The 24,250-nt window shown below is 66.9% G+C and carries 25 protein-coding genes; 13 read left to right on the plus strand and 12 right to left on the minus strand.

Going from position 1 to position 24,250, the window contains the following annotated elements; genetic code table 11:
• Positions 1-17 precede the first annotated feature (17 nt).
• Together NWF34_RS19390 and NWF34_RS19395 are read left to right on the plus strand one after the other, a co-directional pair.
• Positions 18-1,328: a PQQ-like beta-propeller repeat protein gene (locus NWF34_RS19390; protein ID WP_258325845.1), complete on the plus strand. Its 1,311-nt coding sequence runs from the start codon at positions 18-20 to the stop codon at positions 1,326-1,328.
• Positions 1,329-1,511: 183 nt separating this feature from the next.
• Positions 1,512-2,279, plus strand: a complete 768-nt coding sequence (locus NWF34_RS19395) for a lytic transglycosylase domain-containing protein (RefSeq protein ID WP_258325846.1) — start codon at positions 1,512-1,514, stop codon at positions 2,277-2,279.
• Between the two features lie 27 nt (positions 2,280-2,306).
• Here the strand turns inward: NWF34_RS19395 and NWF34_RS19400 are convergent, their stop codons facing one another.
• The 4 genes from NWF34_RS19400 to NWF34_RS19415 all read right to left on the minus strand — a co-directional run bounded on the left by NWF34_RS19400 (position 2,307) and on the right by NWF34_RS19415 (position 5,065).
• Complete coding sequence (locus tag NWF34_RS19400; protein ID WP_258325847.1) at positions 2,307-3,593, minus strand: M18 family aminopeptidase; 1,287 nt, start codon at positions 3,591-3,593, stop codon at positions 2,307-2,309.
• A complete protein-coding gene (gene purQ, locus NWF34_RS19405) occupies positions 3,590-4,270 on the minus strand; it encodes a phosphoribosylformylglycinamidine synthase subunit PurQ (RefSeq protein ID WP_006435807.1) in 681 nt (226 codons plus the stop codon). Before purQ ends, NWF34_RS19400 begins: the two co-directional genes overlap by 4 nt.
• Positions 4,271-4,275: 5 nt before the next feature.
• Positions 4,276-4,515 carry a phosphoribosylformylglycinamidine synthase subunit PurS gene (gene purS / locus NWF34_RS19410; protein WP_006435808.1) on the minus strand — a complete coding sequence of 80 codons (240 nt, stop codon included), beginning with the start codon at positions 4,513-4,515 and terminating at the stop codon, positions 4,276-4,278.
• Between the two features lie 67 nt (positions 4,516-4,582).
• Positions 4,583-5,065: a glutathione peroxidase gene (locus tag NWF34_RS19415; protein WP_006435809.1), complete on the minus strand. Its 483-nt coding sequence runs from the start codon at positions 5,063-5,065 to the stop codon at positions 4,583-4,585.
• A 169-nt stretch (positions 5,066-5,234) separates the two neighbouring features.
• Here NWF34_RS19415 and NWF34_RS19420 point away from each other — a divergent pair, with 169 nt between their 5' ends.
• On the plus strand, positions 5,235-6,704 hold the full coding sequence (locus tag NWF34_RS19420; protein WP_258325848.1) for an MFS transporter: 1,470 nt from the start codon (positions 5,235-5,237) through the stop codon (positions 6,702-6,704).
• Here the strand turns inward: NWF34_RS19420 and NWF34_RS19425 are convergent.
• Entirely contained in the window at positions 6,647-7,552 is a 906-nt protein-coding gene (locus NWF34_RS19425) for a LysR substrate-binding domain-containing protein (protein ID WP_258325849.1), read from the minus strand. The genes NWF34_RS19420 and NWF34_RS19425 overlap by 58 nt on opposite strands.
• Before the next feature lie 29 nt (positions 7,553-7,581).
• On the opposite strand from NWF34_RS19425, the gene NWF34_RS19430 reads away from it, so the two are divergent.
• The 4 genes from NWF34_RS19430 (at position 7,582) to NWF34_RS19445 (ending at position 11,639) form a co-directional block, all read left to right on the plus strand.
• Positions 7,582-8,517 (plus strand): CoA transferase subunit A, encoded by a 936-nt coding sequence (locus NWF34_RS19430; protein ID WP_258325850.1) that lies wholly within the window; start codon positions 7,582-7,584, stop codon positions 8,515-8,517.
• A complete protein-coding gene (locus NWF34_RS19435; protein WP_258325851.1) occupies positions 8,514-9,317 on the plus strand; it encodes a CoA-transferase subunit beta in 804 nt (267 codons plus the stop codon). The genes NWF34_RS19430 and NWF34_RS19435 overlap by 4 nt, the downstream gene beginning before the upstream one ends.
• Positions 9,318-9,425: 108 nt before the next feature.
• Complete coding sequence (locus NWF34_RS19440; RefSeq protein ID WP_159404501.1) at positions 9,426-9,950, plus strand: MarR family winged helix-turn-helix transcriptional regulator; 525 nt, start codon at positions 9,426-9,428, stop codon at positions 9,948-9,950.
• A gap of 141 nt (positions 9,951-10,091) precedes the next feature.
• A complete protein-coding gene (locus NWF34_RS19445) occupies positions 10,092-11,639 on the plus strand; it encodes a DHA2 family efflux MFS transporter permease subunit (protein WP_258325852.1) in 1,548 nt (515 codons plus the stop codon).
• 71 nt (positions 11,640-11,710) lie between these two features.
• On the opposite strand, the gene NWF34_RS19450 is transcribed toward NWF34_RS19445, so the two are convergent.
• Positions 11,711-13,867, minus strand: coding sequence for a S9 family peptidase (locus NWF34_RS19450; RefSeq protein ID WP_258325853.1), 2,157 nt, complete (start codon positions 13,865-13,867; stop codon positions 11,711-11,713).
• Positions 13,864-14,763, minus strand: coding sequence for a phosphoribosylaminoimidazolesuccinocarboxamide synthase (locus tag NWF34_RS19455; protein WP_258325854.1), 900 nt, complete (start codon positions 14,761-14,763; stop codon positions 13,864-13,866). The genes NWF34_RS19450 and NWF34_RS19455 overlap by 4 nt, the downstream gene beginning before the upstream one ends.
• A gap of 61 nt (positions 14,764-14,824) precedes the next feature.
• Between NWF34_RS19455 and NWF34_RS19460 the strand changes: the two genes are divergently transcribed.
• Together NWF34_RS19460 and NWF34_RS19465 are read left to right on the plus strand one after the other, a co-directional pair.
• Positions 14,825-15,103 (plus strand): SelT/SelW/SelH family protein, encoded by a 279-nt coding sequence (locus NWF34_RS19460; protein ID WP_096273035.1) that lies wholly within the window; start codon positions 14,825-14,827, stop codon positions 15,101-15,103.
• A 237-nt stretch (positions 15,104-15,340) separates the two neighbouring features.
• Complete coding sequence (locus tag NWF34_RS19465; RefSeq protein WP_258325855.1) at positions 15,341-16,342, plus strand: hypothetical protein; 1,002 nt, start codon at positions 15,341-15,343, stop codon at positions 16,340-16,342.
• 28 nt (positions 16,343-16,370) lie between these two features.
• Here NWF34_RS19465 and purB read toward each other — a convergent pair whose 3' ends face one another.
• Genes purB through NWF34_RS19480 form a run of 3 tightly spaced genes read right to left on the minus strand, consistent with a single transcriptional unit; the run spans position 16,371 to position 18,889 of the window.
• Positions 16,371-17,798: an adenylosuccinate lyase gene (purB, locus tag NWF34_RS19470; RefSeq protein ID WP_006435816.1), complete on the minus strand. Its 1,428-nt coding sequence runs from the start codon at positions 17,796-17,798 to the stop codon at positions 16,371-16,373.
• A gap of 54 nt (positions 17,799-17,852) precedes the next feature.
• Entirely contained in the window at positions 17,853-18,254 is a 402-nt protein-coding gene (locus NWF34_RS19475) for a hypothetical protein (protein WP_375295693.1), read from the minus strand.
• Between the two features lie 41 nt (positions 18,255-18,295).
• Positions 18,296-18,889 carry a TetR/AcrR family transcriptional regulator gene (locus tag NWF34_RS19480; protein WP_258325861.1) on the minus strand — a complete coding sequence of 198 codons (594 nt, stop codon included), beginning with the start codon at positions 18,887-18,889 and terminating at the stop codon, positions 18,296-18,298.
• Between the two features lie 184 nt (positions 18,890-19,073).
• Between NWF34_RS19480 and NWF34_RS19485 the strand changes: the two genes are divergently transcribed.
• The 4 genes from NWF34_RS19485 to NWF34_RS19500 all read left to right on the plus strand — a co-directional run bounded on the left by NWF34_RS19485 (position 19,074) and on the right by NWF34_RS19500 (position 21,638).
• Positions 19,074-19,832: a DUF6882 domain-containing protein gene (locus NWF34_RS19485; protein ID WP_258325856.1), complete on the plus strand. Its 759-nt coding sequence runs from the start codon at positions 19,074-19,076 to the stop codon at positions 19,830-19,832.
• 68 nt (positions 19,833-19,900) lie between these two features.
• Complete coding sequence (locus NWF34_RS19490; protein ID WP_006435820.1) at positions 19,901-20,170, plus strand: metal-sensitive transcriptional regulator; 270 nt, start codon at positions 19,901-19,903, stop codon at positions 20,168-20,170.
• Between the two features lie 30 nt (positions 20,171-20,200).
• A complete protein-coding gene (locus NWF34_RS19495) occupies positions 20,201-20,596 on the plus strand; it encodes a DUF302 domain-containing protein (RefSeq protein ID WP_258325857.1) in 396 nt (131 codons plus the stop codon).
• 94 nt (positions 20,597-20,690) lie between these two features.
• Positions 20,691-21,638, plus strand: a complete 948-nt coding sequence (locus tag NWF34_RS19500) for an alpha/beta hydrolase family protein (RefSeq protein WP_258325858.1) — start codon at positions 20,691-20,693, stop codon at positions 21,636-21,638.
• Positions 21,639-21,714: 76 nt separating this feature from the next.
• Here the strand turns inward: NWF34_RS19500 and purD are convergent, their stop codons facing one another.
• Complete coding sequence (gene purD, locus NWF34_RS19505; protein ID WP_258325859.1) at positions 21,715-22,968, minus strand: phosphoribosylamine--glycine ligase; 1,254 nt, start codon at positions 22,966-22,968, stop codon at positions 21,715-21,717.
• Between the two features lie 66 nt (positions 22,969-23,034).
• Entirely contained in the window at positions 23,035-24,234 is a 1,200-nt protein-coding gene (locus NWF34_RS19510; protein WP_258325862.1) for a low temperature requirement protein A, read from the minus strand.
• Between the last annotated feature and the right edge of the window lie 16 nt (positions 24,235-24,250).

Genomic DNA, 24,250 nt, shown 5'->3' on the forward strand with positions numbered 1-24,250 from the left:
ATGGTTCACTCTTACCCATGTCCTCACGCTCCCGCGCCCGGGCGCTTTCGGCGCGCCTGCCGTTCGGTATCGGGACCGTCGTACTGATCCTCTGCGCAGCGATGCTCGTCACCGTCGGCGTGGTGCTCTCCGGTGGTAAGTACCAGGTGGACGACACCGAGTACGCATATGGGGAACTGCGCGACTACCACCGGGCGCCGTCCATCGCCTGGACCATCGTCGGCCACGAGGATCTGCCCGACTATCGCGACGAGGTCACCATCCAGGTCGTCGACACCTCGGACGAGGGCTGGCTCATCGCCTACCCCTCCGGCCTGGGCCGCTCGTTCATGATGGTGGACCGACGCAACGGTCGCCTGCTCTGGGACTCACCCATCAACGCCGGCCAAGGCGACTGCGCCGTCAACGAGGCCGGGCAGGTGGGCTGCGCCGTCCAACTCGGCACGCCGCTCGACGACGGCTTCTATCTCGTCGACGACGCGGGACACCCGACGCAGACCTCCGAGTACCTGGACACCAAGAAGGTCGTCGGACTCGGCAACAACTTCCTGCGCGTCAACCGCGTCGGCCACCAGGTCTCGCTGAACACCCCGGCCGGGAAGACCATCTGGGCACGAACCTTCGCCGCGCCGGTCGTCGACATCGAGGTCACCGGCGACATCGTCGTCGTCAAGACCGCGGACGCCAGCCAGTACCTGGTGAACCCGACGAACGGCGACAACCGCATCGCCTGCGACCAGTGCAACATCGCCCTCTATCCGACGGGCGTGACCGTCGAGCACCAGGACCACAACGCCGAGCGGGTCACCAGCTACGCCACCGTCAACGGACGCGTCGACGCGGACCCTGTCGACGACTCAGAAGGCCTGCAGGTGGAGTCCGGGCCGTCGACGCTTGCGCTGCTGACCGCGTCCAACCGCATCTTCGCCGACCGTGGAGAGTACGAGGTCCGCGACCCGGCCCGACAGGGCGCTCTGTGGCGGATCAGCGACCGGGAACTCTCCAAGTCAGGGGCCATCGCCTGCGGCTCACTGGTCAACTTCGGGCGCCTCGACGGTTCGCGGACGACGTACGCGCTCGCGGACGGCAAGCACATCGGCAGCGGTCCGCCGCCCGGTCCGGAGCAACCCATCCTGGCCAATCCGGCCTGCATCGGGTCGACGGACACCACCATGATCCTCTCGAATCAGGGACAGCTGACCGCTCTGACGCCGGAGAACACCGTGGCCTGGGAACAGGGCGTCGGCTCCCCCGGGCTGATCAAAGTCGTCGAGGGTTACATCGTCCTCAGCGAGGGCGCCACGATGTCCGTTCTGCGTCCGAATTGAGGCTCGTGTGGGCCGTCTCACATCGACGCGAGTGCGCCCGCGGCTACCTGCGAAGACACACAGTCGTCCAACTGTCCAGACCTAGATTGGTCACGGACAGATAACGCTTTGCTCACGACCACGTGTACGGTCGGCTCGGTTCCGAAAGCACGAACCATCAGCAGTACACGCGAGGTCAGAGTTTTGGGTAAGCATTCCAAGCCACGGAAGAAAACACGCACACCGCTGTGGGCCACCGCCCTCCTCCCCGTCGGGGTCCTGGCGGGCGCGGCAACCGCAGGAGCCGAGCTGTCCCACCCGACAGCCGCCCCGGAGCCCAGCATCCCCGCCAAGGGCGTGACGGCCACGGCGGCCCCGGCCCTCACCCCCGCGGCGAACGTCCACCCGGTCGCCCCCGCACCGAAGCCGGCACCCGCCCCGGTCATCCGACCGGCGAGCGTCACCTCCGGCGCGGTCCCCGTGACCAACTACGACGCCTACACGAAGGCAGCGAAGACCATCGCCGACACCAACCCGCGCTGCGGGACCGACTGGAAGGTCATCGCCGGCATCGGCAAGGTCGAGTCCCATCACGCCGACCAGGGCAACGTCAATCCCGACGGCGTGCTGCGCAGTGCCATCTTCGGCCCCGTCCTCGACGGCTCGCTCGGCGGCAACGAGGTCGTCAGCGACACCGACGGCGGTGAGCTCGACGGCGACGCGACCTACGACCGCGCGGTCGGCCCCATGCAATTCCTGCCGTCGACCTGGAAGGCCTACGCCGCCGACGGCAACGGTGACGGAAAGTCGGACCCGCAGAACATCTTCGACGCGGCGCTGACCACTGCGCGCTACCTGTGCGACGACCACCTGGACCTGCGCAACCCTGCGTCGCTGACCACCGCGATCCTGCGGTACAACAACTCGATGGAGTACGTGAACAACGTCCTCGGGTTCGCCCGGTCGTACTGATCCGCACCGCCGCCGACGCGGCCGCTGTCAGACCTGCGCCAGGAATGCCTGTAGCGCAGCGGAGTACATCGGCACGTCGGCGGCACCCATCAGTTCGCGCGCGGAGTGCATCGCGAGCTGCGGAGCCCCGACGTCGATCGTCGCCAGTCCCGTGCGGGTCGCGGTGATCGGTCCGATCGTCGAACCGCAGGGCAGATCCGCCCGATGGACGTAGCGTTGCATCGGCACGCCGGCGTCGTCGCAGGCCATCGCGAAGACGGCCTCCCCCAGAGCATCCGAGGCGTAGCGGAGATTCTGGTTCACCTTGAGCACCGGCCCGCCGCCGATCGAGATCCGATGGCCGGGTTCATGTCGCTCGGGATAGTTCGGGTGCGTCGCGTGGGCCATGTCTCCGGACAGGCACACGCTCGCCGCCATCGCCTGCAGATAGTCGGAGCGAGAACCGCCGCGCGCCAACACGATCCGCTCGCACACCGAGGCCAGGAAGTCCGATGCGGCACCGCGCTCGGAGCCGCTGCCGACCTCTTCGTGGTCGAACAGCGCCAGCATGCGGGTATTCGCCGACGACGAGCCGTCGAGCAGCGCCCGCAGTCCCGCGTAACAGGTGCCCTGATTGTCCAAACGCGGTGCGCTGAGCAGATTCTCCGCCGTACCGATCAGCGCCGATGGCGCGATGTCGTGAGTCATCAGTTCCCAGCCCAGCAGCGTGTCGGGGTCGATCCCCGCATATTCGGCGACCCAGCCGAGGACATCGGGGGCGCCGTCGTCGAGGCCCCAGAGTCCGTCGACGTGCCGCTGCGGATCGGGCGAGACGCCTTTCCGGTCCTCCGACAGGTGGATTGCCAGCTGCGGCACCCGCACCACTGCTTCGGTCACGTGGACGAGCGTGTGCGCCACGCGATCTCCCGCCCGATAGGCGAGTCGCCCGGACAGTCCGAGATCACGGTCGAGCCAAGAGTTGAGCCACGCGCCGCCGTAGGGTTCGAGCGCGATCATCGCCGCACCGGCCGATGAACGGTCGGGATGCTGTTTCAGCCGGAGGTTGGGACTGTCGGTGTGCCCGCCGACGATACGAAACGCCGGACCTCCACCCGTTTCCCACGCGATGATGGAGCCACCGCGGATCACATAGGACTTCGACGACGCCGCACTGACCGCGGACGGCCACGCCTGATCCTCGAAAAGCCGTGTGTATCCCGCATTCTCGAGCTCGCGGGCGACCGTGGCGCAGACGTGGAAGGGCGACGGCGACGCGTCGATGAACCCGCCGAGCCCGGACGCCGAGGCGCTGGTCGGGATCCTCGGTCCGGTCATACCGAGGCGAGCACCGAGTCGATCACCGAGTAGAACAGTCCGAGGCCGTCGTCGCTGGGGCCGGTGAGCGGTTCGGTCGCGTGCTCGGGATGCGGCATGAGCCCGACGATCCGCCCGTTGGGGCTGGAGATCCCGGCGATGTCGAGTGCCGACCCGTTCGGATTGCGCTCCGGGTAGGTGAACACGATCAGGCCCTCACCCTCGAGCTCTTCGAGCTTGCGCTCCGACGCCACATAGCGACCTTCGCCGGACTTCAGCGGGATGAGGATCTCCGCACCCCGCTCGAACCGGGTCGTCCATGCGGTGGTGTTGTTCTCGACGCGCAGCCACTCGTCGCGGCAGATGAAATGCAGGCCCTCGTTGCGGGTGAGCGCGCCCGGCAGCAGGCCGGCCTCGCACAGCACCTGGAATCCGTTGCAGATACCGAGAACCGGCATACCCTTGCCGGCCGCCTCGACGACCGAGCCCATCACCGGCGCGAAACGCGCGATGGCGCCGGCACGGAGGTAGTCGCCGTAGGAGAAGCCGCCGGGCACGATGACCGCGTCGACGCCCTTCAGGTCGGCGTCGCCATGCCACAGCGCAACGGGTTCGGCACCCGCGAGCCGGACCGCGCGCGCGGCGTCGACGTCGTCGAGGGTGCCGGGGAAGGTGATGACACCGATCCGAGCTGTCATGCCGCCTACTCCGCGACCCGAGAGACGTTGAAGTTCTCGATGACCGTGTTGGTCAACAACTCTTCGGCGATCCGCTCCAGGGTCACGTCGTCGACGGTGTCGTCGACCTCGAGTTCGAAGCGCTTGCCCTGACGGACGTCGCCGATCCCGGTGAAACCGAGCCGACCCAGTGCGCCGACGATGGCCTGCCCCTGCGGGTCGAGAATCTCGGCTTTGGGCATCACGTCGACCACCACTCGCGCCATGGCACCGCTCCTCAATGTCTACTGATCAGTTCTTGCCTGGTCAGCTTACCGGGTGCCCCAAATCGGCTCAGAGCACGGATTCGATCGCGGCGACGACGGTGGGGTCGGTCGGCTCGGTACGCGGACGGAAACGGTTGACGACCTCACCGTCGGCGTTGACGAGGAACTTCTCGAAGTTCCACTGGATGTCGCCGGCCTCACCGTCGGCGTCGGCGTGCCGGGTCAGCTCGGCGTACAGCGGATGGCGCCCGTCGCCGTTCACGTCGGTCTTCTCGAGCAGCGGGAACGTGACTCCGTAGGTGGTCGAGCAGAAAGTCGCGATCTCTTCGGCGGTGCCGGGCTCCTGGCCCATGAACTGGTTGCACGGGACGCCCACGACGGTCAGCCCCTTGTCGCCGTAGGACTTGGCGAGCTGCTCGAGACCTTCGTACTGCGGGGTGAGACCGCACTTGCTGGCGACGTTGACGATCAGCAGCGGCCCACCGAAGTCCTTCAGCGAGACGTCGGAGCCGTCGAGAGAGGTGACCGGGATGTCTTTGATGTTGCCCATGGGGAGAGATTAGCGGGTGCGCCGACGCCTGTGATCCGCCGCACATCCTGGTCAGATTCATTGATGCAATCAGGCATGTAATCCCGGCCGGATTCGGCATTGGACGGCAACGGTGAGCGCTGGCAATCTCACGTCGAGATCCAGATCACATCCGGCGACGAGGCGGGACATGGCACACACAGACACCGAGGCCCGAGAGGCCCAACGCAAGGCGCGGCGAGCGGGCATCGCGTCGTACATCGGCACGACGATCGAGTGGTACGACTTCTACATCTACGGCACCGCCGCGGCACTGGTGTTCGGCGACGTGTTCTTCCCCGAAGACCTGGCGCCGGGCGTCGGATCGCTCCTCGCCTTCGTGACACTGTGGGCCGGCTTCCTAGCCCGGCCGCTCGGCGGAATCCTGTTCGGCCACCTCGGTGACCGCATCGGCCGCAAGCAGACGCTCATCATCACGCTCGTCATGATGGGTGTCGCGACCCTCGGCATCGGCCTGCTGCCGACGTACGCCCAGGTCGGTATCCTCGCCCCGATACTCCTCGTGGTCCTCCGCGTGATCCAGGGCATCGCGGTGGGCGGCGAATGGGGTGGTGCGGTCCTCGTCGCCAGCGAGAACGCACCCAAGGGTAAGGGCATCCTGTATTCGGCCTTCGCGCAACAGGGTTCGCCAACCGGCAACCTCCTGGCCACGCTCGCGTTCTTCGCACTGTCCGCGGTCCCCACCCCCGCCTTCATGTCGTGGGCCTGGCGAATCCCGTTCCTCGCCTCCGTCGTACTGATCGGGCTCGGCCTGTTCATCCGCCTGCGTCTCGAGGAGTCGAACTCGATGAAGGCGGTCATCGAGCAGGACAAGACCGTGAAGCTCCCCATCGCCGAAGTGCTGCGCAAGCACTGGGTCCTGGTGCTGCTGGGTGCCGGCGCGCTGCCGCTGGTCCAGGTCACCTACTTCAAGAACACCTTCGCATTGTCCTGGGCCACGAGCGATCTCGGCTATTCACGTGGTTCGTTCCTGGCGATGATCGCGATCGCGCTGGTCGTCCAGTTCATCGTGCAACCCTTCGGGGCGGTGCTCGTCTCGAAGATGGACATGCGAAAAGCGGTCGCCCTCATGGTGATCCCGGAGTTCATCCTGATGCCGGCCATGTTCTTCGCCATCGAGACCCGCAACTATGCGATCGCGACACTCGGCATGTGCCTGGCCACGATCCCACACTCGATGTTCTACGGCGCGATCGCCGGCCTGCTGGCCCGCGCCTTCCCCGCCAACATCAGGTACACCGGACTGTCCCTCGCCTACCAGTTGTGTTCACTGGTCGTCGGCGGCGCCACACCGGTTCTCGCGCAGTGGATCCTCAACTCCACCGGAGGCATCACCTGGGTCGCGATCACCGGCGGCGTCTATGCGGTGGTCTCGCTGGCCTGCACGCTCGCACTGCTCAAGCGCACCGGCTACACCGCGGGTGAACTGTCGGTCGCCGAACGCAGCGACGAGAACGAACTCGGCCCGGCCATCCACGGCGACACGGCGACCGCCGGCACCCGGGCGGCCACATCGGAGTTCGACGTCCCGGCGGTCGAGGTTCAGTCGACCCCCGCCGGCGTGGGAAGCGCCTCTTCGGACAAGCGGAGCACCTCGTGAACCGCGGGATCATGGGTGTCGGCGCGCCACGCCAGGCGCAACTGCAGAGGGTCCGGTCGCGGTTCGATCGGCAGGACCACCACCTCCGGGTTGGAGATGTTGCGCGCCACGTTGGTGAGGGTCAGCGCGCAACCGACCTCGGCGGCGACCAGGGCGAAGACGGACACCGAGTCCGGGGCGCTCTGCACGATCCGCGGCGCGAAGCCCGCGTCGTGGGCGAGACGATGCAGGTAGTCGCGCAGCGTCGAGCCCGGTTCCGCCGGGAGAGCCACCCAGGGATCGTCGGCCAGTTCCTCCATCCGCAAGGCCTGTCGATCGGCCAGACGGTGTTCGCGGGGCAGCGCACACACCACGTCCTCCTCGAGGACGATGCGCGTCGCGATGCCGGGCGGCGGGTAGAGCCATCGCGCCAGCACCAGGTCGACACTGCCGTCACGCAGTTCCGCCAGCGCCTCGCTGGCGTAGGTGGTGCTGTCGAGCTCGAACTCGATGCCCGGATGGGTGCGCCGGACCAGCTTCGCGAACCTGCCGACCAGAACATGCGACGACGAGCCGGCGAATCCCAGCCGCACCCGGCCGGTGTGTCCGCGGCCGGCCGTTCCCACCGCGAGTTCGGCGAGGCGGCACGCATCCAGCACGGCACGCGCCGGCTCGACCAGCGACACCCCCGCAGCGGTGAGCTGCACGCTCCGCGTCGTGCGCACGAACAGGTCGGCACCGAGATCCTTCTCGAGCTGCTGGATCGTGCGGCTCAGATGGGGCTGCGCGAAATGCAGCCGCTGCGCGGCCCGGCCGAAATGCAACTCCTCGGCCACCGCGAGAAAGGCCCTCAGTTGCGCGATCTCCACGACCCCATCCTGATACGAAAGGTCCGACCGTGACAACGACGGTCCCCGTCACCGACAAGGTCACCACACTCGCGGAGGCCATTTCGGCGCACGTCCGCGACGGAATGACCGTCGCCCTCGAGGGTTTCTCGCATCTCATCCCGTTCGCGGCGGCGCACGAGATCATCCGACAGGGCCGTCGAGATCTCACCCTGTGCCGGATGACCCCGGACATCGTGTCCGACCAATTGGTCGCGGCGGGCTGCGTGTCGAAGCTGGTGGCCTCGTTCTTCGCCAGCGGTTCGGCCGGCTCGCTCCATGAACTGCGGCGTCGCATCGAGCGTCACGATCCGGCACCCCTCGAGGTCGAGGAGTACAGCCACTACGGGATGGTCTGCCGCTACCAGGCAGGTGCTGCCGGACTGCCGTTCTTCCCGCTGCGCTCGTATGCGGGAAGCGATCTGCCCGAGCTCAATCCGCGCATCCGGCTCACCACCGACCCGTACACCGGCGACTCGGTCTACGTCGTGCCGCCACTCACTCCCGACGTCACGATCATCCACGCGCAGCGCGCCGACCGCGCCGGGAACGTACAGGTCTGGGGCATCACCGGCGTCCAGCAGGAGGCGGTGTACGCGGCACGGACCGCGATCGTGCTGGTGGAGGAGATCGTCGACGACGAGGTCGTCCGTTCCGACCCCAATCGCACATTGCTGCCCGCACACGCCGTCGACGCGATCGTGGTGTGCCCGCGCGGCGCCCACCCGTCCTACGCACAGGGGTACTACGACCGCGACTGCGCCTTCTACCGGAACTGGACCCCGATCTCCAAAGATCCCGCCGCACTGCAGAACTGGATCGACGAGTGGATTCGCGGCACACGCGACCACGAGGAGTATCTCGCCAGACTCGGCGACGACCACTGGGCCGGCCTCGCAGTGGGTTCCCGCCCCTCGGGCTCTGTCGACTACGGGAGCAGACTGTGACCATCCAGGACATCCCCCACCACATCGAATCGATCGAGATCCCCTCGACGACGGAGACCATCGTCTCCGTGGCCGCGCGGCAGCTCGCCGGCAAACGCCGCGTCTTCGCCGGCGTCGGACTGCCCACGCTCGCCGTCGATCTCGCACTGCGGATGTACAACCCGTCCGTCGAACTCGTCTACGAGTCGGGCGTCTGTGGGGCGCACCCGACGGAGATGGCCGAGGGCATCGCCGACTCCGTTCTCGTCTCCGGCGCCGAGTCGGTCCTCTCGATGGCAGCGCTCTTCGGTTACGTCCTGCAGGGCGGCAACGTCGACGTCGGTTTCCTCGGCGCGGCCCAGATCGACCGCCACGGCAGCCTCAACACCAGCTTCATCGGCGACTGGCGGCAGCCGGCGGTGCGTTTGCCCGGCGCCGGCGGCGCCGCTGAGATCATGGCCAACGCTGACGAGGTCTTCGTCATCATGCGGCGCCACGACCACGAGTCGTTCCCCGCGGAACTGGACTTCTGCACGTCGCCGAGCCCGGTCCGCGCACGTGTCGCGGGTCGCGGCATCCAACCGCGCGGGCACGGCGTCAGCCATGTGTTCACGCCCCTCGGCGTCCTGCACCGACCCGACCGGTTCGGCGAACTCGAACTCACCAGCGTGCATGCGGGCGTCTCCGTGGACGACGCCGTCGCTGCGACCGGATGGGATCTACGGGTCGCCGAGGAGGTCACGGTCACCCCGGCACCGTCGGCGGAGGAGGTCCGCCTCCTGCGCGAGGAGATCGATCGGGTGCGTCTGTACCTGCGCTGACCCGTTCGGCCTACTCGGTGAGACGCGGGCCACACCGAGTCGAGAACTATGTGCGATGTCACGCCTATTGCGTTTCCGCAATAGTTGCATCGGAGTTAGCATTTTCGGGTGTCTGAGGAAACCTCGTGCGCCTACGGCGCCGCCGACCCGATCGACTCTGCATCGATCGAGTCCGCTTCGGCGGCCCTCGTCGCATTCCTCGACCGGCTCCTCGACCTCGGCAGGCCCGAGACAATGGAGAGTCTCGCCGCCACCGACATCACCTTCTCGCAGCTGAGGGTGCTCTGCGCGCTCGGCAGCCATGACGGTCCGATGCCGGTCAACGCCATCGCCGAGCAGGTTCAGCTGTCCCTCGCGGCCGCGGGCCGGACGGTCGACAAGCTCGTCTGCAGCGGCTTCGCCGACCGTCGTGAGGACTCGGCGGACCGTCGGATCAAGCGGGTCTCGCTCACCGACGACGGCGTGCGCTACCTCGAGACACACCTGGCACTGCAGCACGACACCGTACGACGGTTCGTGGCCGGCCTGCCCGCCGAACTCCGGGACAACCTGTGTTCGGCGCTGCGACCCATCGTCGACGACGCCGTCGACCACTTCTGCCTGACGGTCCCGACCAGGCAGGAGGCGTCGTGACCCCCACCCGGGGCCGCCCCCACGGCAATCTCCTCGCCCGTTGACCGCGAACAACTCCCGACACCCGCTCGTCGCCCGCACGTAGTAGATCGAGACCGCCCTTGCGCAGGGCCGTCTCTCGACCGACCGATAGGAACACGCATGACATCATCCACCGGAGGCCACCTCCACGAAGGTCCGCCGGACACCAAGCTGGACCGCAACGTCCTGATGGTCGCCGGTGTGGTCGTGCTCGGCGCGATCATGTCGATTCTCGATGTCACCGTCGTGGCCGTCGCACAGAACACCTTCCAGCAGGAGTTCAACACCGACGCCGCCGGTGCGGCATGGACCGCGACCGGTTACACCCTTGCCCTGGCCGCGGTCATCCCGCTGTCGAGCTGGGCGGCATCGCGTTTCGGCACCAAGAAGGTCTATCTCGTCTCACTGGTGCTGTTCACCCTCGGTTCCGTGCTGTGTGCGCTGGCCCCGAACATCGGCGCGCTGGTCGCGTTCCGCGTGATCCAGGGTCTCGGCGGCGGCATGCTGATGCCCGTCGGCATGATGATGCTGACCAAGGCCGCCGGTCCGGAACGAGTGGGCTCGGTCATGGCAGTCCTCGGCATCCCGATGCTGCTCGGCCCGATCTCGGGCCCCATCCTCGGCGGCGTCCTCATCGAGCAGCTGAGCTGGCACTGGATCTTCCTGATCAACGTCCCCATCGGAATCGGCGCCCTGATCTTCTCCTGGATCGTCCTTCGCGACGACGCGGAGACCACGCGCTCGTCGATCGACGTCGTCGGTCTGCTGCTCCTGTCGCCGGGCCTCGCACTGTTCCTGTTCGGCATCTCCTCGAGTGCCGAGCACCGAACCTTCGTGAGCGGTCAGGTGCTGATTCCGACGATCATCGGCGCACTGCTGATCGTGGCTTTCATCTTCCACGCGCTGCGCAAGAAGAACCCGCTGCTGGACCTGAAGCTCTTCAAGAACCGCACGCTGAGCATCGCGGTGCTGACCATGGTGCTGTTCATGATCGCGTTCTTCGGTGCGGCGCTGCTGTTCCCGCAGTACTTCATCGGTGTGCGCGGCGAATCCACCCTGATGGCCGGCCTGCTGCTGGCACCGCAGGGACTCGGCGCCATGCTGACCATGCCGATCGCCGGAAAGCTCACCGACAAGATGGGCCCGGGCAAGTTCGTGCTCGTGGGCATCGTGCTGATCCTCGTCGGCATGGCTTCGTTCACCATGCTCGGCGCCGAGACCTCGTACTGGCTGATCTGCGGTTCGCTGTTCGTGCAGGGTCTCGGCATGGGTATGACGATGATGCCGATCATGTCGGCGGCGCTCGCCACCCTGAACAATGCGCAGGTGCCCGACGGTTCGACGCTGATGAATGTCATCCAGCAGGCGGCCACCTCGATCGGCACCGCGGTGATCTCGGTGATCCTCGCCAGCAGTCTCGCGAACAAGCCGGAGGCGGGTCTCGCGATCATGGCGAACACCTCCGACAAGCCGCTGCCGCCGGGAGTCCCGAACCCGCTGCCGGAGTCGTTCTTCGACACCGCGGCCGACGTGTTCTCCAACACCTTCGTGGTGTCGGTCGTGCTGATCGTGCTCACGTTGATCCCGGCGTTCTTCCTGCCCCGCAAGAAGATCGCGTCACCCCTGACCGAAGAGGATCTGGACCGCGGACCGATCATGATGCACTGATCGGGTTTCGGCGACCTGACCGGAAGAGCCCCACCGACTTGCGGGTCGGTGGGGCTCTTCTGGTCACGGGGTCAGTCTCCGGACCGTTCCAGCGCACCCGACTGCTGCAGGATCCACGCCAGCTCGAACGCGACTTCCTCCCACTGCTTGTAGCGTCCGCTCACGCCACCGTGACCGGCCGTCATCTCCGTCTTCAGCAGGATCGGATTGTCCGACGTCGAATTCTCTTGAAGTCGCGCAACCCATTTCGCCGCCTCGACGTAGAGCACCCGGGTGTCGTTGAGCGACGTCAGCGCGAGGATCGGCGGATACGGTTTCGCGTCGACATTCTCGTAGGGCGTGTAGGTCTTCATGTATTCGTAGACCTTCGGGTCGTGCAACGGGTCGCCCCACTCGTCCCATTCGATGACCGTCAGCGGCAGCGACGGGTCGAGGATCGAGTTCAGGGCGTCGACGAACGGCACCGACGCCAGGATCCCGTTGAACAGTTCCGGCGCGAGGTTGGCGACCGCACCCACCAGGAGACCACCGGCCGAACCACCCTCGGCGACCATCTGCTGCGGCGTCGTCCACCCCGTTTCGACGAGATGCCGTCCCGCCGCGACGAAATCGTTGAAGGTGTTCTTCTTGCTGAGTTCCTTGCCGTTCTCGTACCAGTAGCGTCCCATCTCGCCGCCGCCGCGGATGTGGGCGAGGACGAAGACCATGCCGCGATCGAGCATGGACAGACGGGCCACCGAGAAGTACGGGTCGATGCTCGCTTCGTAGGAGCCGTACCCGTACAGCAGCAACGGAGCGGGCTTGGCGGCGTCGGTCTCCTTGCGGCGCACCACCGACAGCGGAATCCGGGTGCCGTCGTCGGCGACCGCCCACTCGCGGGACTGAACGTAATCGGCGGGGTCGTAGCCGCCGAGCACCGGCTGCCGCTTGAGCAACGTGCGTTCGCCGGTCGCGACGTCGAGTTCGAACAGCTCCGCGGGTTCGATGAAACTGCCGTATCCGATGCGCAGCTTCGGCGACCACCACTCGGGGTTTCCACCGAGTCCGGCCGTACTCAGCTCCTGCTCGAATTCGACCTCGTGGAAATCCGATTCGGCGGGGATGCCCTCGATCTGACGAAGATCGGCGATGGCCAGACGCGGCAACGCCTCTCGGCGGTACGACAGCACCAGGTAGTCGGCGAAGGCGTCGAGGTCCTCGACTCGGCGGGCCGGGTCGTGTGCGATCAGCGGACGCCGGTCCGACGGGTTGTCGACCGGCGCGATGTCGATGGCGAAGTTCTCCGCCTTCTGACCGTCCACGACCTCGTTGTGCACGATCACGAAGTAGTCGTCGCCACCGATGACGGCATGTTCGACGCTGTACTCGACGCCATCGACCCGCGGTGCGACACTGCGGAATTCGCCCGTCGGGTCGTTGGCGGAGAGAACGTAGCTCTCCGAGGTGATCTTGGAGCCGACCCCGATGACGAGGTACTTGTCGCTGCGGGTGGTGCCCATGCCGACCCAGAACCGCTCGTCTGGCTCGTGGAAGACCTTGACGTCCTCGGTGCCGGCGCCGATGTCGTGGCGCCACACCGTGTCCGGACGCCACGCCGCGTCGACCGTCGAGTAGAAGATGTGGCGGGCGTCGGCCGACCACACCGCGCTGCCCGACGTGTCGGTGACCACGTCGTCGAGGACCTCACCGGTGCGAAGATCCTTGATGCGCAGCGTATATCGCTCGTCACCGACGACGTCGGTGCTGTAGGCCAGCCAGTTCCCGTCGTCGCTGACGGTCAGTGCGCCCAGGCTGAAGAAGTCGTGTCCCTCGGCTTCGACGTTGCTGTCGAGCAGGATCTCCTCACCGGGCAGTTCCACACCGTCGTCGACCTTCGGCGGGGTCCAGTCGTCGTCCGCGGCGATCGGGCACCGGCACGACGTCGAATACTGCTTGCCCTCGTGGGTGCGGGCGAAATACCAGTAGCGTCCGCGCCGGACCGGCACCGACATGTCGGTTTCCTTGGTACGGCTCTTGATCTCGTCGAAGATCTGCTTGCGCAGATCCGACAGATGGCCGGTGTGCGCCTCGGTGAACGCGTTCTGCGCCTCGAGGTAGGCGGTGACCTCCGGGTCGTCCTTGTCGCGCAACCATTCGTAGTCGTCGACGAAGGTGTCGCCGTGATGGGTGCGCTCCGCCGGGACCTTCTTGGCGACCGGCGGTGTCGGGGTCTCGCGCTCGTCGATCACAAAACCACCTCCGCGGTGGGCCAGTCGGCGAAGGACTTCTGCGTGATCCATTCGTAGGCTTCGATATACCGCTGCCGCGTACGTTCGACGACATCGCCGGGCAGGGCCGGCGGAGCCTCGTCGGATGCCTTGTCCCAACCGGATTCGGCACTGGTGAGCCAGTTGCGAACGATCTGCTTGTCGAAACTGGGCTGCACCTTGCCCGCCTCGTAGGTCGCGGCCTCCCAGTACCGGGACGAGTCGGGCGTCAGGACCTCGTCGGCGAGTACGAGTTCACCGTCGGGGCCGCGTCCGAACTCGAACTTGGTGTCCGCAAGGATGATCCCGCGTTCGGCGGCCACCGCCGCGCCGCGTCCGTAGATGTCGAGGGTCGCCGACCGCAGCGCCTCGGCCAACTCGGCACCCTCCTGCTCGACGACCCGTTCGAAGCTGATGTTCTCGTCGTGCTCACCCTGCTCGGCCTTGGTGGCCGGGGTGAAGATCGGCTCCGGCAGCTTGCCGGCCTCGGTCAGGCCCGCGGGCAGCTCGACGCCGCACACCGCGCCGGTCGCCTGGTAGTCGAGCAGTCCCGACCCGGTCAGGTAGCCACGCGCGACGCACTCGACCTGGACCATCGGGAGTCGACGCACGACCATCGAGCGGCCGACGACCTCGCCCGGGATGCGCTCGTCGGTGGGACCACCGGCGAGATGGTTGGGGACGCCGAGCTCGTCGAACCAGAAGAAGCTCATCGCGGTCAGGATGCGCCCCTTGTCGGGAATCGCGGGGCTCAGGATGTGGTCGTAGGCCGAGATCCGGTCGGTGGCCACCAACAGCAGGGTGTCGGCGTCGATCTCATAGATCTCCCGGACCTTCCCCGACGCCAGATGCCGGTAGGACTGCAGTTCAGGACGCATGGACTCGACCCTAGAGGGTCACCGGTCCACCGGGGGCGGCAGCCTCTGACATTCTTGACCGATGAGCGCACCACACATCACCATCACCTACTGCACCCAGTGCAACTGGCTGCTGCGGGCGTCGTGGATGGCCTCGGAGTTGCTGAACACCTTCGGCACCGAACTCGGCTCGGTGACCCTGATCCCGGGAACCGGAGGCGTGTTCCACATCGACGTCGACGGGAAGCAGATCTGGGAGCGCAAGCGCGACGGCGGTTTCCCCGACGCACCCGAACTCAAGCGGCGGGTACGCGACGTCGCACTCCCGGACTGGCGACTCGGGCACGGCGACCCGTCCTGACAGTCCGCCTCGATTCCCGAATTATGTCGATCAACTATTGATTGACAAATAGTCTAGATAACAAATACTTTGAACCGTGGCATGGATCACACGTCCGGGGCTGTGGCGCTTCGTCGACGCGGACCACTCTGGCACGTAAGGGTCAACCCTGTCCCCTACGTGCCGGCTTCCATGCCCCACTGACGTGCGCGGCACGTGAGGAGTTCCAGGAGAGATGAACCTGAAGGAGTGACGCCGGTGTCTGCGTTGACGACGGATCCCGCCGAGGGGATCCAGGGGAAGAAGCGATGGTCAGCCAGGTGGGTCGCATTCGGTGCGGCCACCCTGTTCGTGGTGGTGTCCCTCATCATCACCAAACAGGACAACAACCGGTTGTCCGAGACGAGCATGGACGACCACTTCAACCTCCCGATGAAGCCCCTCTACGAGCCCTACCTCGTCGGCAACAACGTGATCGCCACGATCCTGATGACACTGCTCGGGCTGTCCGGCGTGGCGATGGGCGTCGCCTTCTACCGCCGGACCCGTGACATCGTGCCCCTCATGCTGGCCATCAGCGCTCCTCTGGTGGTGTTCACCGAGGTCTTCCTGGACATCATGGGTGCGGTCTATTTCCCGTGGAGCGACACCGAATTCCTCGGCCACGCCTTCACCCTGATGGGTCGCCAGATGCCGTGGTGGATCGTCGCGGCGTGGTTCGGCTATGCGGCCCTCGGTGCATTCGAGTACGCGACGCTCGCCAAGAAGCCGCCGACCAAGCACATCTGGTTCGCATTCGGCGGCCTCGTGGTGGCGGCGATCGTCTTCGAGGAGATCCTCCTGTCGATGGGCCTCTACCACTACTACGGCAATCATCCGCTGGTGTTGGTCAGAGAGCTGCCGTGGTGGTGGGAAGCATGCAACCCGCTCGGCGTCACCCTCGCAGTCGCCCTCGGTTACCGGCTTCGGTCGTACTTCACGGGCGTGCGGGCGCTACTGCTGCTGCCGATCATGCCGATCACCATGGCCGCCGCCTACGGTTTCGCAGCCCTTCCCGGCTGGATCGCCGTCAACAGCGACTACCCGTGGCTGCCCACCCAGCTTCTCGGCTTCGCCTCGATCGCGCTCGGGTTCGCGCACTTCTACCTGATTCTCCGCGTGATCCTCAACCGCGACCCGTTCGACTTCAACTACGTTCCGCCCGAGGGTGAGGACGAGTTCCGCGTCGACATCTCCAAGCGGAAGAACCAGCCCGCGTAGTCAGCGGCGTCACCCGGAGGTCGGTGCGCTACAGGATCGGCGCAGGCGCGTACGCCGCGGCCTCCGGGTACTGGCCGATGATCTTCTCCGCGGCCGCGATGACGTCGGCGACCTGCTGCTCGGCAGCACCGACGAAGACCGACTTGTCGGCGAGCAGCTCGTCGAGCTGAGCCCGGTCGAGCGGGATGCGGTCATCGGCGGCGAGGCGGTCGAGCAGATCGGGCTCACGCCCCTCCTCGCGCATCGCCAGGGCCACCGCGACGGCGTTCTCCTTGATCGCCTCGTGGGCGGTCTCGCGACCGACGCCCGCGCGCACCGCGGCCATCAGCACCTTGGTCGTCGCGAGGAACGGCAGGTAACGGTCGAGCTCGTTGGCGATGACCGCGGGGTACGCGCCGAACTCGGCGAGGACGGTCAGGAAGGTCTCCATCAGGCCGTCGATGGCGAAGAAGGCATCCGGCAGCGCGACACGCCGGACGACCGAGCAGAACACGTCACCCTCGTTCCACTGGGCGCCGGCGAGTTCGGCGGCCATCGAGCCATAGCCGCGCAGGACCACCGCGAGGCCGTTGACACGCTCGCAGCTACGGGTGTTCATCTTGTGCGGCATCGCCGAGCTGCCGACCTGACCGGGTTGGAAGCCCTCGGTCACCAGCTCGTGGCCGGCCATGAGTCGGATGGTGTGCGCCAGCGACGACGGCGCGGCAGCGATCTGGACCAGCGCGGACACGACATCGTGGTCGAGCGAGCGCGGGTAGATCTGGCCGACGGAGGTGAAGGAGCGGGCGAAGCCGAGGTGATCGGCGACCCGGGACTCGAGATCGGCGAGCTTGGTGGCGTCACCGCCGAGCAGGTCGAGCATGTCCTGCGAGGTGCCCATCGGGCCCTTGATGCCGCGCAACGGGTATCGGTCGATCAGCTCACGCAGGCGGGTGAGGGCGATCATCAGTTCGTCTGCGGCCGAGGCGAACCGCTTGCCGAGGGTCGTGGCCTGAGCGGCGACGTTGTGGCTGCGGCCGGCCATGACGACCGACGAATACTGAGCGGCACGTTCGACGATGCGGGCCAGGACCGCGACACCGTGGGAGTGCACGTGTTCGAGAGAACGGAGGATCTGCAGTTGCTCGACGTTCTCGGTGAGGTCGCGGCTGGTCATGCCCTTGTGGATCTGCTCGTGACCCGCGAGGGCGTTGAACTCCTCGATGCGGGCCTTCACGTCGTGGCGCGTGACGCGCTCACGATCGGCGATCGAGGCGAGATCCACCTGGTCGACGACGCGCTCGTAGTCGGCGATGGCATCGGCCGGGACGTCGATCCCGAGGTCGCGCTGTGCCTTCAGTACCGCGATCCACAGGCGCCGTTCGAGTGCGATCTTGGTGGTGGCCGACCACAGCTCGGCGAGGTCGGTGGAGGCATAGCGGCTGGCCAGGACGTTGGCGATGGCAGGCTTCGACACCCGATCAGTGTAGGTCGGTCGCGGACGGATCCCGAATTCCGCCGCCCCCGGCGCTCAGAACGCGAAACACGTTCCGTTGGACCCGTAGCCCTGACGCACTTTCACCAGCGTGGGCGGCGAGGCCTTGCCGTTCTGTACGGCATAGAGGTACTTGTCACCGATACGACGGGGAACCCAGGTGACCGAGGCGAGGGCACCCGACGGGAGATCGCGGCCGATGAAACGTGCCGGCAGACCGGGCTTGACCTCCCAGAACGACACCCAGCCCGACGAGTTCACGGGAATCGTCACCGGATAGGTGCATCCGGTGCCGTACACCGCGGACGACAGCGGAACACCCGCGTCGACGCGACCGGCGGGCGCGGCGTGTGCGCCGGGGGCGACGAGCATCGCCACCCCGGCGATCAGGCACATCAGCGCGGCGACAAGACCTGCGCGGGTGCTGTGTCTAACCATCGACTCCCCCGAACATCCGATCCGTTTCCTTCGACATGCCGTCACGCCCGCGGCGCGAGGACGTCGACCACCTCGAGCAGCGCGTCGCGCACCGCGTCCATGGGCCGGACACCGTTGCGCCCGAGTGCACCCACGATGGCACCGTCCTCGATCCCGATCAGCTGGGCGATGTGGGCTGGATCGGCGACCCGGCCGGATTTGGCGAGCACGTCGAGGTGGCACAGCGACAACGTCCGCCACCGGTCGCTCACCACCACACGCAACATCGGGTAGCGCGCCGACAGCGCGATCATCTCGTAGCGGGCCGACAGCTGCTGGATCGTCGTGTCCACGCCGACGATGACCTCGGCGAGCGCGGTCGCGGTCGCGGTCCTCCCGCGGCGTCGGCGCGGAAGTGCGTTGCAGCGCTCGGAGACTGCGGACGCGTCGTGGCTGCAGAGACTGGCCGCGGCCTCGGCCATCAGGTCGTCGAGCGAGGCGAAGTAGTACGTCGTCGACGCCAGCGGCAGCTGGGCGCGCTCGGCCACCGCACGATGACGTACGGCGTCGAAGCCGCCTTCGAGCAGCAGCTCACCGGCGGCCTCGATCAAACGGGACCGCCGTCGCGCACCCTTCGGTGTCGCTGCCGACGTCATCATGTGGTTCATGCTGCCAAAGGCGTCCGTACCGCCGTATTGCTTTTGACCAAAGCGGCACGACCACAGGCGAATTCCCGTATAAGACGACGACGCGCGTGCTGAATGCAGCGTTCACGGTCCACGTCAGTCGGTCGTCGGACGAGAGGATCGGTCCGCGCCCGACCGCGTCTACCGTGATGCCATGCAGTTCGACGGCCTCCACGCTGTCGCCGATTATGCGGCGCTCTACACCTCGCTGAGACAGTCCGCGTTCGTCGACTTCCTCCGTGAGCGGCTGGGCGCCTTCGACGTACGGTGCGACGAGGACAACCGGGTGGTCGTGTTCACCTCCGACGACGCCGGTTCCGGATCGGACGACGAGGTGACGGTCGTCCGGTGCCGGGCGTCGCTGGTCGCCGTGGTCGAACCGTCGGCGATCGTCTGGGGCTGGGCTCACCCGCTCGGCGACGAGACCGGGCTCGCGTCGAGACTGCGCGAGGCCGGTGCGCGACTGGGCATCGACGATTTCACCTCCCCGCGAGTGACGCTGCCACCCGGTCCGTCTCGCGACCGAGCCGACGATCCGGCCGACCGGGTCATCGACGTCATCGCGGCGGCGGCCGTCGGCAGCACGGGAATGAGTCCGTATTGCACGGTTCGTCTCGACGGCGACGATCGCGGCGTATTTCTTCTCGACGACCTCACCCTTCCCGAGCCGACCTTCGCCGACTTCGCCACCGGACTGCCGAGGATCATGGGTTCCCTTGCGGTGAACGATCATCGGGTCGCCATCCACGGGATGGCCGCACGGCGCGGCTGGCACATCAGCTGGCGCACCGGGACAGACGGCGGACGCTCCCCGATCTGCGATGTGACCGACGGTCGTTCCGTGGCCCGGGTGAACTTCGACCGGCGCGGCCGGCCGATCGACTACCGCTGCGAACTGGCAGACCGGAACTGATACCCCAAGGGGTATACTTGCCTCTTGTCATAGCAGTTGCACACGTGCAAGAACAGTAGGAGGTCGCAATGGTCGGCGACGAAGAATCGATCGGCGTCGTGCTCAACCGGTTGCGGCGGGCTCACGGCCAGCTTGCCGGCGTGATCTCGATGATCGAACAGGGACGCGAATGCAAGGATGTCGTGACCCAGCTCGCCGCGGTGTCGAGTGCGCTCGATCGGGCCGGTTTCAAGATCGTGGCGACGGGCCTTCGGGAATGCATGACCGGCGAACAATCGCAGGACTCGGAACCGATGACCATCGACCAACTGGAAAAGCTGTTCCTGGCGCTCGCCTGATCGGGCGCGAGGAGTACGAGAGGAGCGATCATGAAACTCGGATACCGGACGACCCTGCAGACCAGCTTCGACGACGCCGTCGCCCGCACCAGAGAAGCGCTGAGCGATGTGGGTTTCGGTGTGCTCACCGAGATCGACGTGAAGGCGACCCTCAAGAAGAAGCTCGACGAGGACATGGAGAACTACCTCATCCTCGGAGCCTGCAATCCACAGTTCGCTCATCGGGCGCTCGGCGTCGAGCGTCAGATCGGCCTGCTGCTGCCCTGCAACGTCGTGGTGCGCGACGACACCGACCACGCCGGGACGGTCATCGTGGAGGCGATGAATCCCGACATCATGGTCGCGGTGACCGACGCCCCCGGCCTCCCCGACGTGGCCGCCGGAGCCGCCGAACTGTTACAGAAGGCCATCGCCTCACTCGACTGAACGTCAAGTCAGGGACAGATATCTCACAGCGTCGGCGAGTCGGCCGACTCGACGTTGCGTCGAGCCCGGGGTCCACGATTACCCTGTTGATTCGATGACCAGCGTGCGATCCCGTTTCTCCGATGCTGCCGACCGCGACCTGCCGCGCGTGGGCCGTCGAGCCGTGCTCGCCGCAGGTGTCGGGGCGACCGCGATCGGGATCGCCGCCTGCTCGGGCAAGGCGCCCTCGACGTCGGTGCAGCCGCGCAATCTCGAAGGCCGGGCCGCGGACGACGAACTCCCCGTCGAGACGTCGCCGCCGCCGGTCACGAGCGGTCCCCCGCTGGTCACCGGTAGCTTCAGATCCGTCCGCATGGGCGGTCGGGACACCCGTTGGGCGGTCGCTCGGCCCAATGGGGTGACCGGCAAGCTCCCGGTCGTCGTGGTGCTGCACGCGTTGAACACCAACGAGAAGTCCATCTTCGGGCCGAAGCTCGAGATGCAGACCGTCATGCAGCAGTACGTGGACAACGGCAACACCCCGTTCGCGCTGGCCGCCGCCGACGTGGGTCGCAACTACTACCATCGCCGGACCGACGGCACCGATGGTGGGGCGATGATCCTCGACGAGTTCCTGCCGATGCTCGCGAACGACCCGAAGCTCAACCTGTCCACCGACCGCATCGGACTCTTCGGCTGGTCCATGGGCGGCTACGGCGCGCTGCGTCTGGCGTCGATGGTCGGCGCCCCGCGCGTCGCGGCCGTGGCCGTCAGCTCGCCCGCGATGTGGGCCGACCCGCGCAACTTCCCGCCGCGCGCCTTCGACAGCCTCGCCGATTACCAGGCCAACTCGCTGTTCGGTGCACAAGCGAGCTTTGCGAAGATCCCGCTGCTGATCAACATCGGTTCGAGCGATCAGTTCTACACCTACACCCGCCAGTGGGCCGCGGGTCTTCACCCGCCGGCTGCCTTCGGCACCGCTGCCGGCGGTCACACCAACCGGTACTGGCGCAGCGTGCTGCCCGAGCAGATCGAGTTCCTGGGCCGCAATCTCGCGGTGTGAGCGTTTCGCTCACTCGTTCCGCTCCCGCTCACGCAAATCGGGTGAGCGGGAACGGAGAACGTGTGCGGACCAGTGTCTAGATGCTGATGCGACCTTCGAGGGCATTGCGCCCGATGTCGGTGCGGAAGTGCGAGCCCGGCAGCTTGATCTTCTCGATGCGGGCGTAGGCCTGGGCGCGGGCCTCGGCGAGGTCGGCACCGGTACCGACGACGGCGAGCACGCGGCCACCGGCGGAGACGATCGCGCCGTCGGCATTGCGAGCGGTGCCCGCGTGCAGCACACCCTCGGCGTCGGCGCCGGTGATGATGTCACCGGTACGCGGCTTGCCGGGGTAGTTCTCGGCGGCGACGACCACCGTGACCGCGGCGCCGTCGCGCCATTCCAGCGGCGGGAGGTCGGCGAGCGTCCCGGTGGCGGTCGCGTTGAGTGCCGCACCGAGCGGCGACTTCAGCAGTGCGAGGACCGCCTGGGTCTCGGGATCACCGAAGCGACAGTTGAATTCGACGACCGCGGGACCGTCCGTCCCGATCGCGAGACCGGCGTACAGGAGGCCCGAGAACGGGATACCGCGCTTGACCATCTCGGCCGCAACGGGTTTGACGACCTCGTCGACGATGCGCTCGGTCATCTCGGCGGGCAGCCACGGCAGCGGCGTGTAGGCGCCCATGCCGCCGGTGTTGGGTCCGGCGTCGTTGTCGCCGACACGCTTGTGGTCCTGCGCGGGCAGCAGCGGGACCACGGTCTCGCCGTCGACGAGGCAGAACAGCGAGACCTCGGGTCCGTCGAGGAAGCTCTCCAGCAGAACGGGGTGTCCGCTCTCCAGGCATTCGGCGGCGTGGTCGCGGGCGACGTCCCGGTCGGGTGTGACGACGACACCCTTGCCGGCGGCCAGACCGTCGTCCTTGACGACCCAGGTGGGCCCGAAACGGTCGAGCGCGGCGTCGAGATGGGCCGGGTTGTCGACGATCTCCGCATGCGCGGTCTTGACGCCGGCGGCAGCCATCACGTCCTTGGCGAAGGCCTTGGAACCCTCGATCTGCGCGGCCCGGGCGCTCGGACCGAAGGTCGCGATGCCGGCCTCGCGCAGCGCGTCGGCGACGCCGAGGACGAGTGGCACCTCCGGTCCGATGACCACGAGGTCGACGTCCAGCTTCTGCGCCAGGGCCACGACGGCTTCACCCGAGACCACGTCGACGGCGTGGTTGGTGGCGATCGCCGAGGTGCCGGCGTTGCCGGGAGCGACATGCAGGTCAGTGACCGACGGATCGTTCTTGAGGCCGATGAGAAGGGCATGTTCGCGGCCGCCCGAGCCGATCACGAGTACGCGCACGACCATGACTCTAAACCGTCGGCGTATGCCACCGCGAAAACGGGCGAGCGGGCCGGCAGTGGGATATCAGCGCAGCGTCGACAGAGCCCGGGCGCGTCTGTCGGCACCGATCGTCTCGTCGACGACGACCATGGCCACCGGCGCGAGCGTGGCGACCGCGATCGCGATGATCACCGACATCCCCGCCGCGCACAGGATCATCGCCGCCGCCAGGACTCCGACGACCGCAACCGATTGAATCATCGTGGCCGCGTTGGCTCCGAGCAGGTGAGCGGCCAGCACGACGACGCCCAGACAGTAGACCGCCAGGGGCGCAACGACCGCGGCGACGACCACCTCGTCGCCGACCACCGCGTGATGTTCGAGATACAGCGCGGACAGGTGGAGACCCACGCCCACCCCGACGGCCGACATGAGCAGGACGATGTGTCCGTATCCCCAGGGAAAAGCCTTGTCGCGCCGGACGTGCAACACGGTGCCGCTCGGCACCGCGCTGTAGATCCACCACATCGCGAAGGTGGCGGTCATCGTCGTGAAACCGAGAACCGCTGTGTCCAGCGTCCAGCCGAACTGCGCCACCTGCGCGCCCAGCAGCGTGACCACTCCGACCACGCCTTCGCCGAGGGTGACGATCGTCAACAGCATGTACCGCTCGGCGATGTGATGGGCATGCCACGGCGTTCCGTCGGTGCGGTTCTCGGCGATCACCGGCCCGGTCATCTCGATCAGGACACCGATGAGCATGCCGGCGACCGTCCACGGCAGCGACAGCTCGGAGAGGAGGACGAGTACCCACCAGAGCTGCGCGATCACCGTGGCGGCCGCATAGATGAGACACGCCCGACGATGCCGTTCGCTCTGTGCGGCCGCACGCAGCCACTGGATGACCATGCCGACGCGCATGACGATATAGCCGAGGACCAGAACCCGGTTGTCGATGTCCCCGCCGTGCGCGACGGAATCGAACACGGCCGGCATACCCACCGCGATGATCGCGACCCCCACCATCTGGATGAGGGTCACGAGCCGGAACACCCAGTCGTCGGTGTCGAAGGCCGAGGCGAACCACGCGAAGTTGATCCAGGCCCAGATCGCCGAGAACGTGCAGAGAAAGAAGCCGATGAACGCCGCGGCATAGTGCGCCTCGGCGAACTGGTGTCCCGCGAGGGTCGTCGCGACGGAGAAGCCGACCACGAAGACCAGGTCGTAGAACAACTCGAGGCCGGTCGCGACCCGCCCGTCCTGGTGCGGGTGGCGACCGGTCATCCGAGTCAGTCGAGAT

Source organism: Gordonia sp. GONU, assembly GCF_024733855.1.
GTDB lineage: Bacteria > Actinomycetota > Actinomycetes > Mycobacteriales > Mycobacteriaceae > Gordonia > Gordonia amicalis.

Coding starts and splice junctions, on each gene's coding strand:
- NWF34_RS19390 (WP_258325845.1), top strand. CDS start 18: ATGTCCTCACGCTCCCGCGCCCGGGCGCTTTCGGCGCGCCTGCCGTTC.
- NWF34_RS19400 (WP_258325847.1), bottom strand. CDS start 3,593: ATGACCGGACCGAGGATCCCGACCAGCGCCTCGGCGTCCGGGCTCGGC.
- purQ (WP_006435807.1), bottom strand. CDS start 4,270: ATGACAGCTCGGATCGGTGTCATCACCTTCCCCGGCACCCTCGACGAC.
- purS (WP_006435808.1), bottom strand. CDS start 4,515: ATGGCGCGAGTGGTGGTCGACGTGATGCCCAAAGCCGAGATTCTCGAC.
- NWF34_RS19415 (WP_006435809.1), bottom strand. CDS start 5,065: ATGGGCAACATCAAAGACATCCCGGTCACCTCTCTCGACGGCTCCGAC.
- NWF34_RS19420 (WP_258325848.1), top strand. CDS start 5,235: ATGGCACACACAGACACCGAGGCCCGAGAGGCCCAACGCAAGGCGCGG.
- NWF34_RS19445 (WP_258325852.1), top strand. CDS start 10,092: ATGACATCATCCACCGGAGGCCACCTCCACGAAGGTCCGCCGGACACC.
- NWF34_RS19455 (WP_258325854.1), bottom strand. CDS start 14,763: ATGCGTCCTGAACTGCAGTCCTACCGGCATCTGGCGTCGGGGAAGGTC.
- NWF34_RS19460 (WP_096273035.1), top strand. CDS start 14,825: ATGAGCGCACCACACATCACCATCACCTACTGCACCCAGTGCAACTGG.
- NWF34_RS19475 (WP_375295693.1), bottom strand. CDS start 18,254: ATGGTTAGACACAGCACCCGCGCAGGTCTTGTCGCCGCGCTGATGTGC.
- NWF34_RS19480 (WP_258325861.1), bottom strand. CDS start 18,889: ATGACGTCGGCAGCGACACCGAAGGGTGCGCGACGGCGGTCCCGTTTG.
- NWF34_RS19485 (WP_258325856.1), top strand. CDS start 19,074: ATGCAGTTCGACGGCCTCCACGCTGTCGCCGATTATGCGGCGCTCTAC.
- NWF34_RS19490 (WP_006435820.1), top strand. CDS start 19,901: ATGGTCGGCGACGAAGAATCGATCGGCGTCGTGCTCAACCGGTTGCGG.
- NWF34_RS19495 (WP_258325857.1), top strand. CDS start 20,201: ATGAAACTCGGATACCGGACGACCCTGCAGACCAGCTTCGACGACGCC.
- NWF34_RS19500 (WP_258325858.1), top strand. CDS start 20,691: ATGACCAGCGTGCGATCCCGTTTCTCCGATGCTGCCGACCGCGACCTG.
- NWF34_RS19510 (WP_258325862.1), bottom strand. CDS start 24,234: ATGACCGGTCGCCACCCGCACCAGGACGGGCGGGTCGCGACCGGCCTC.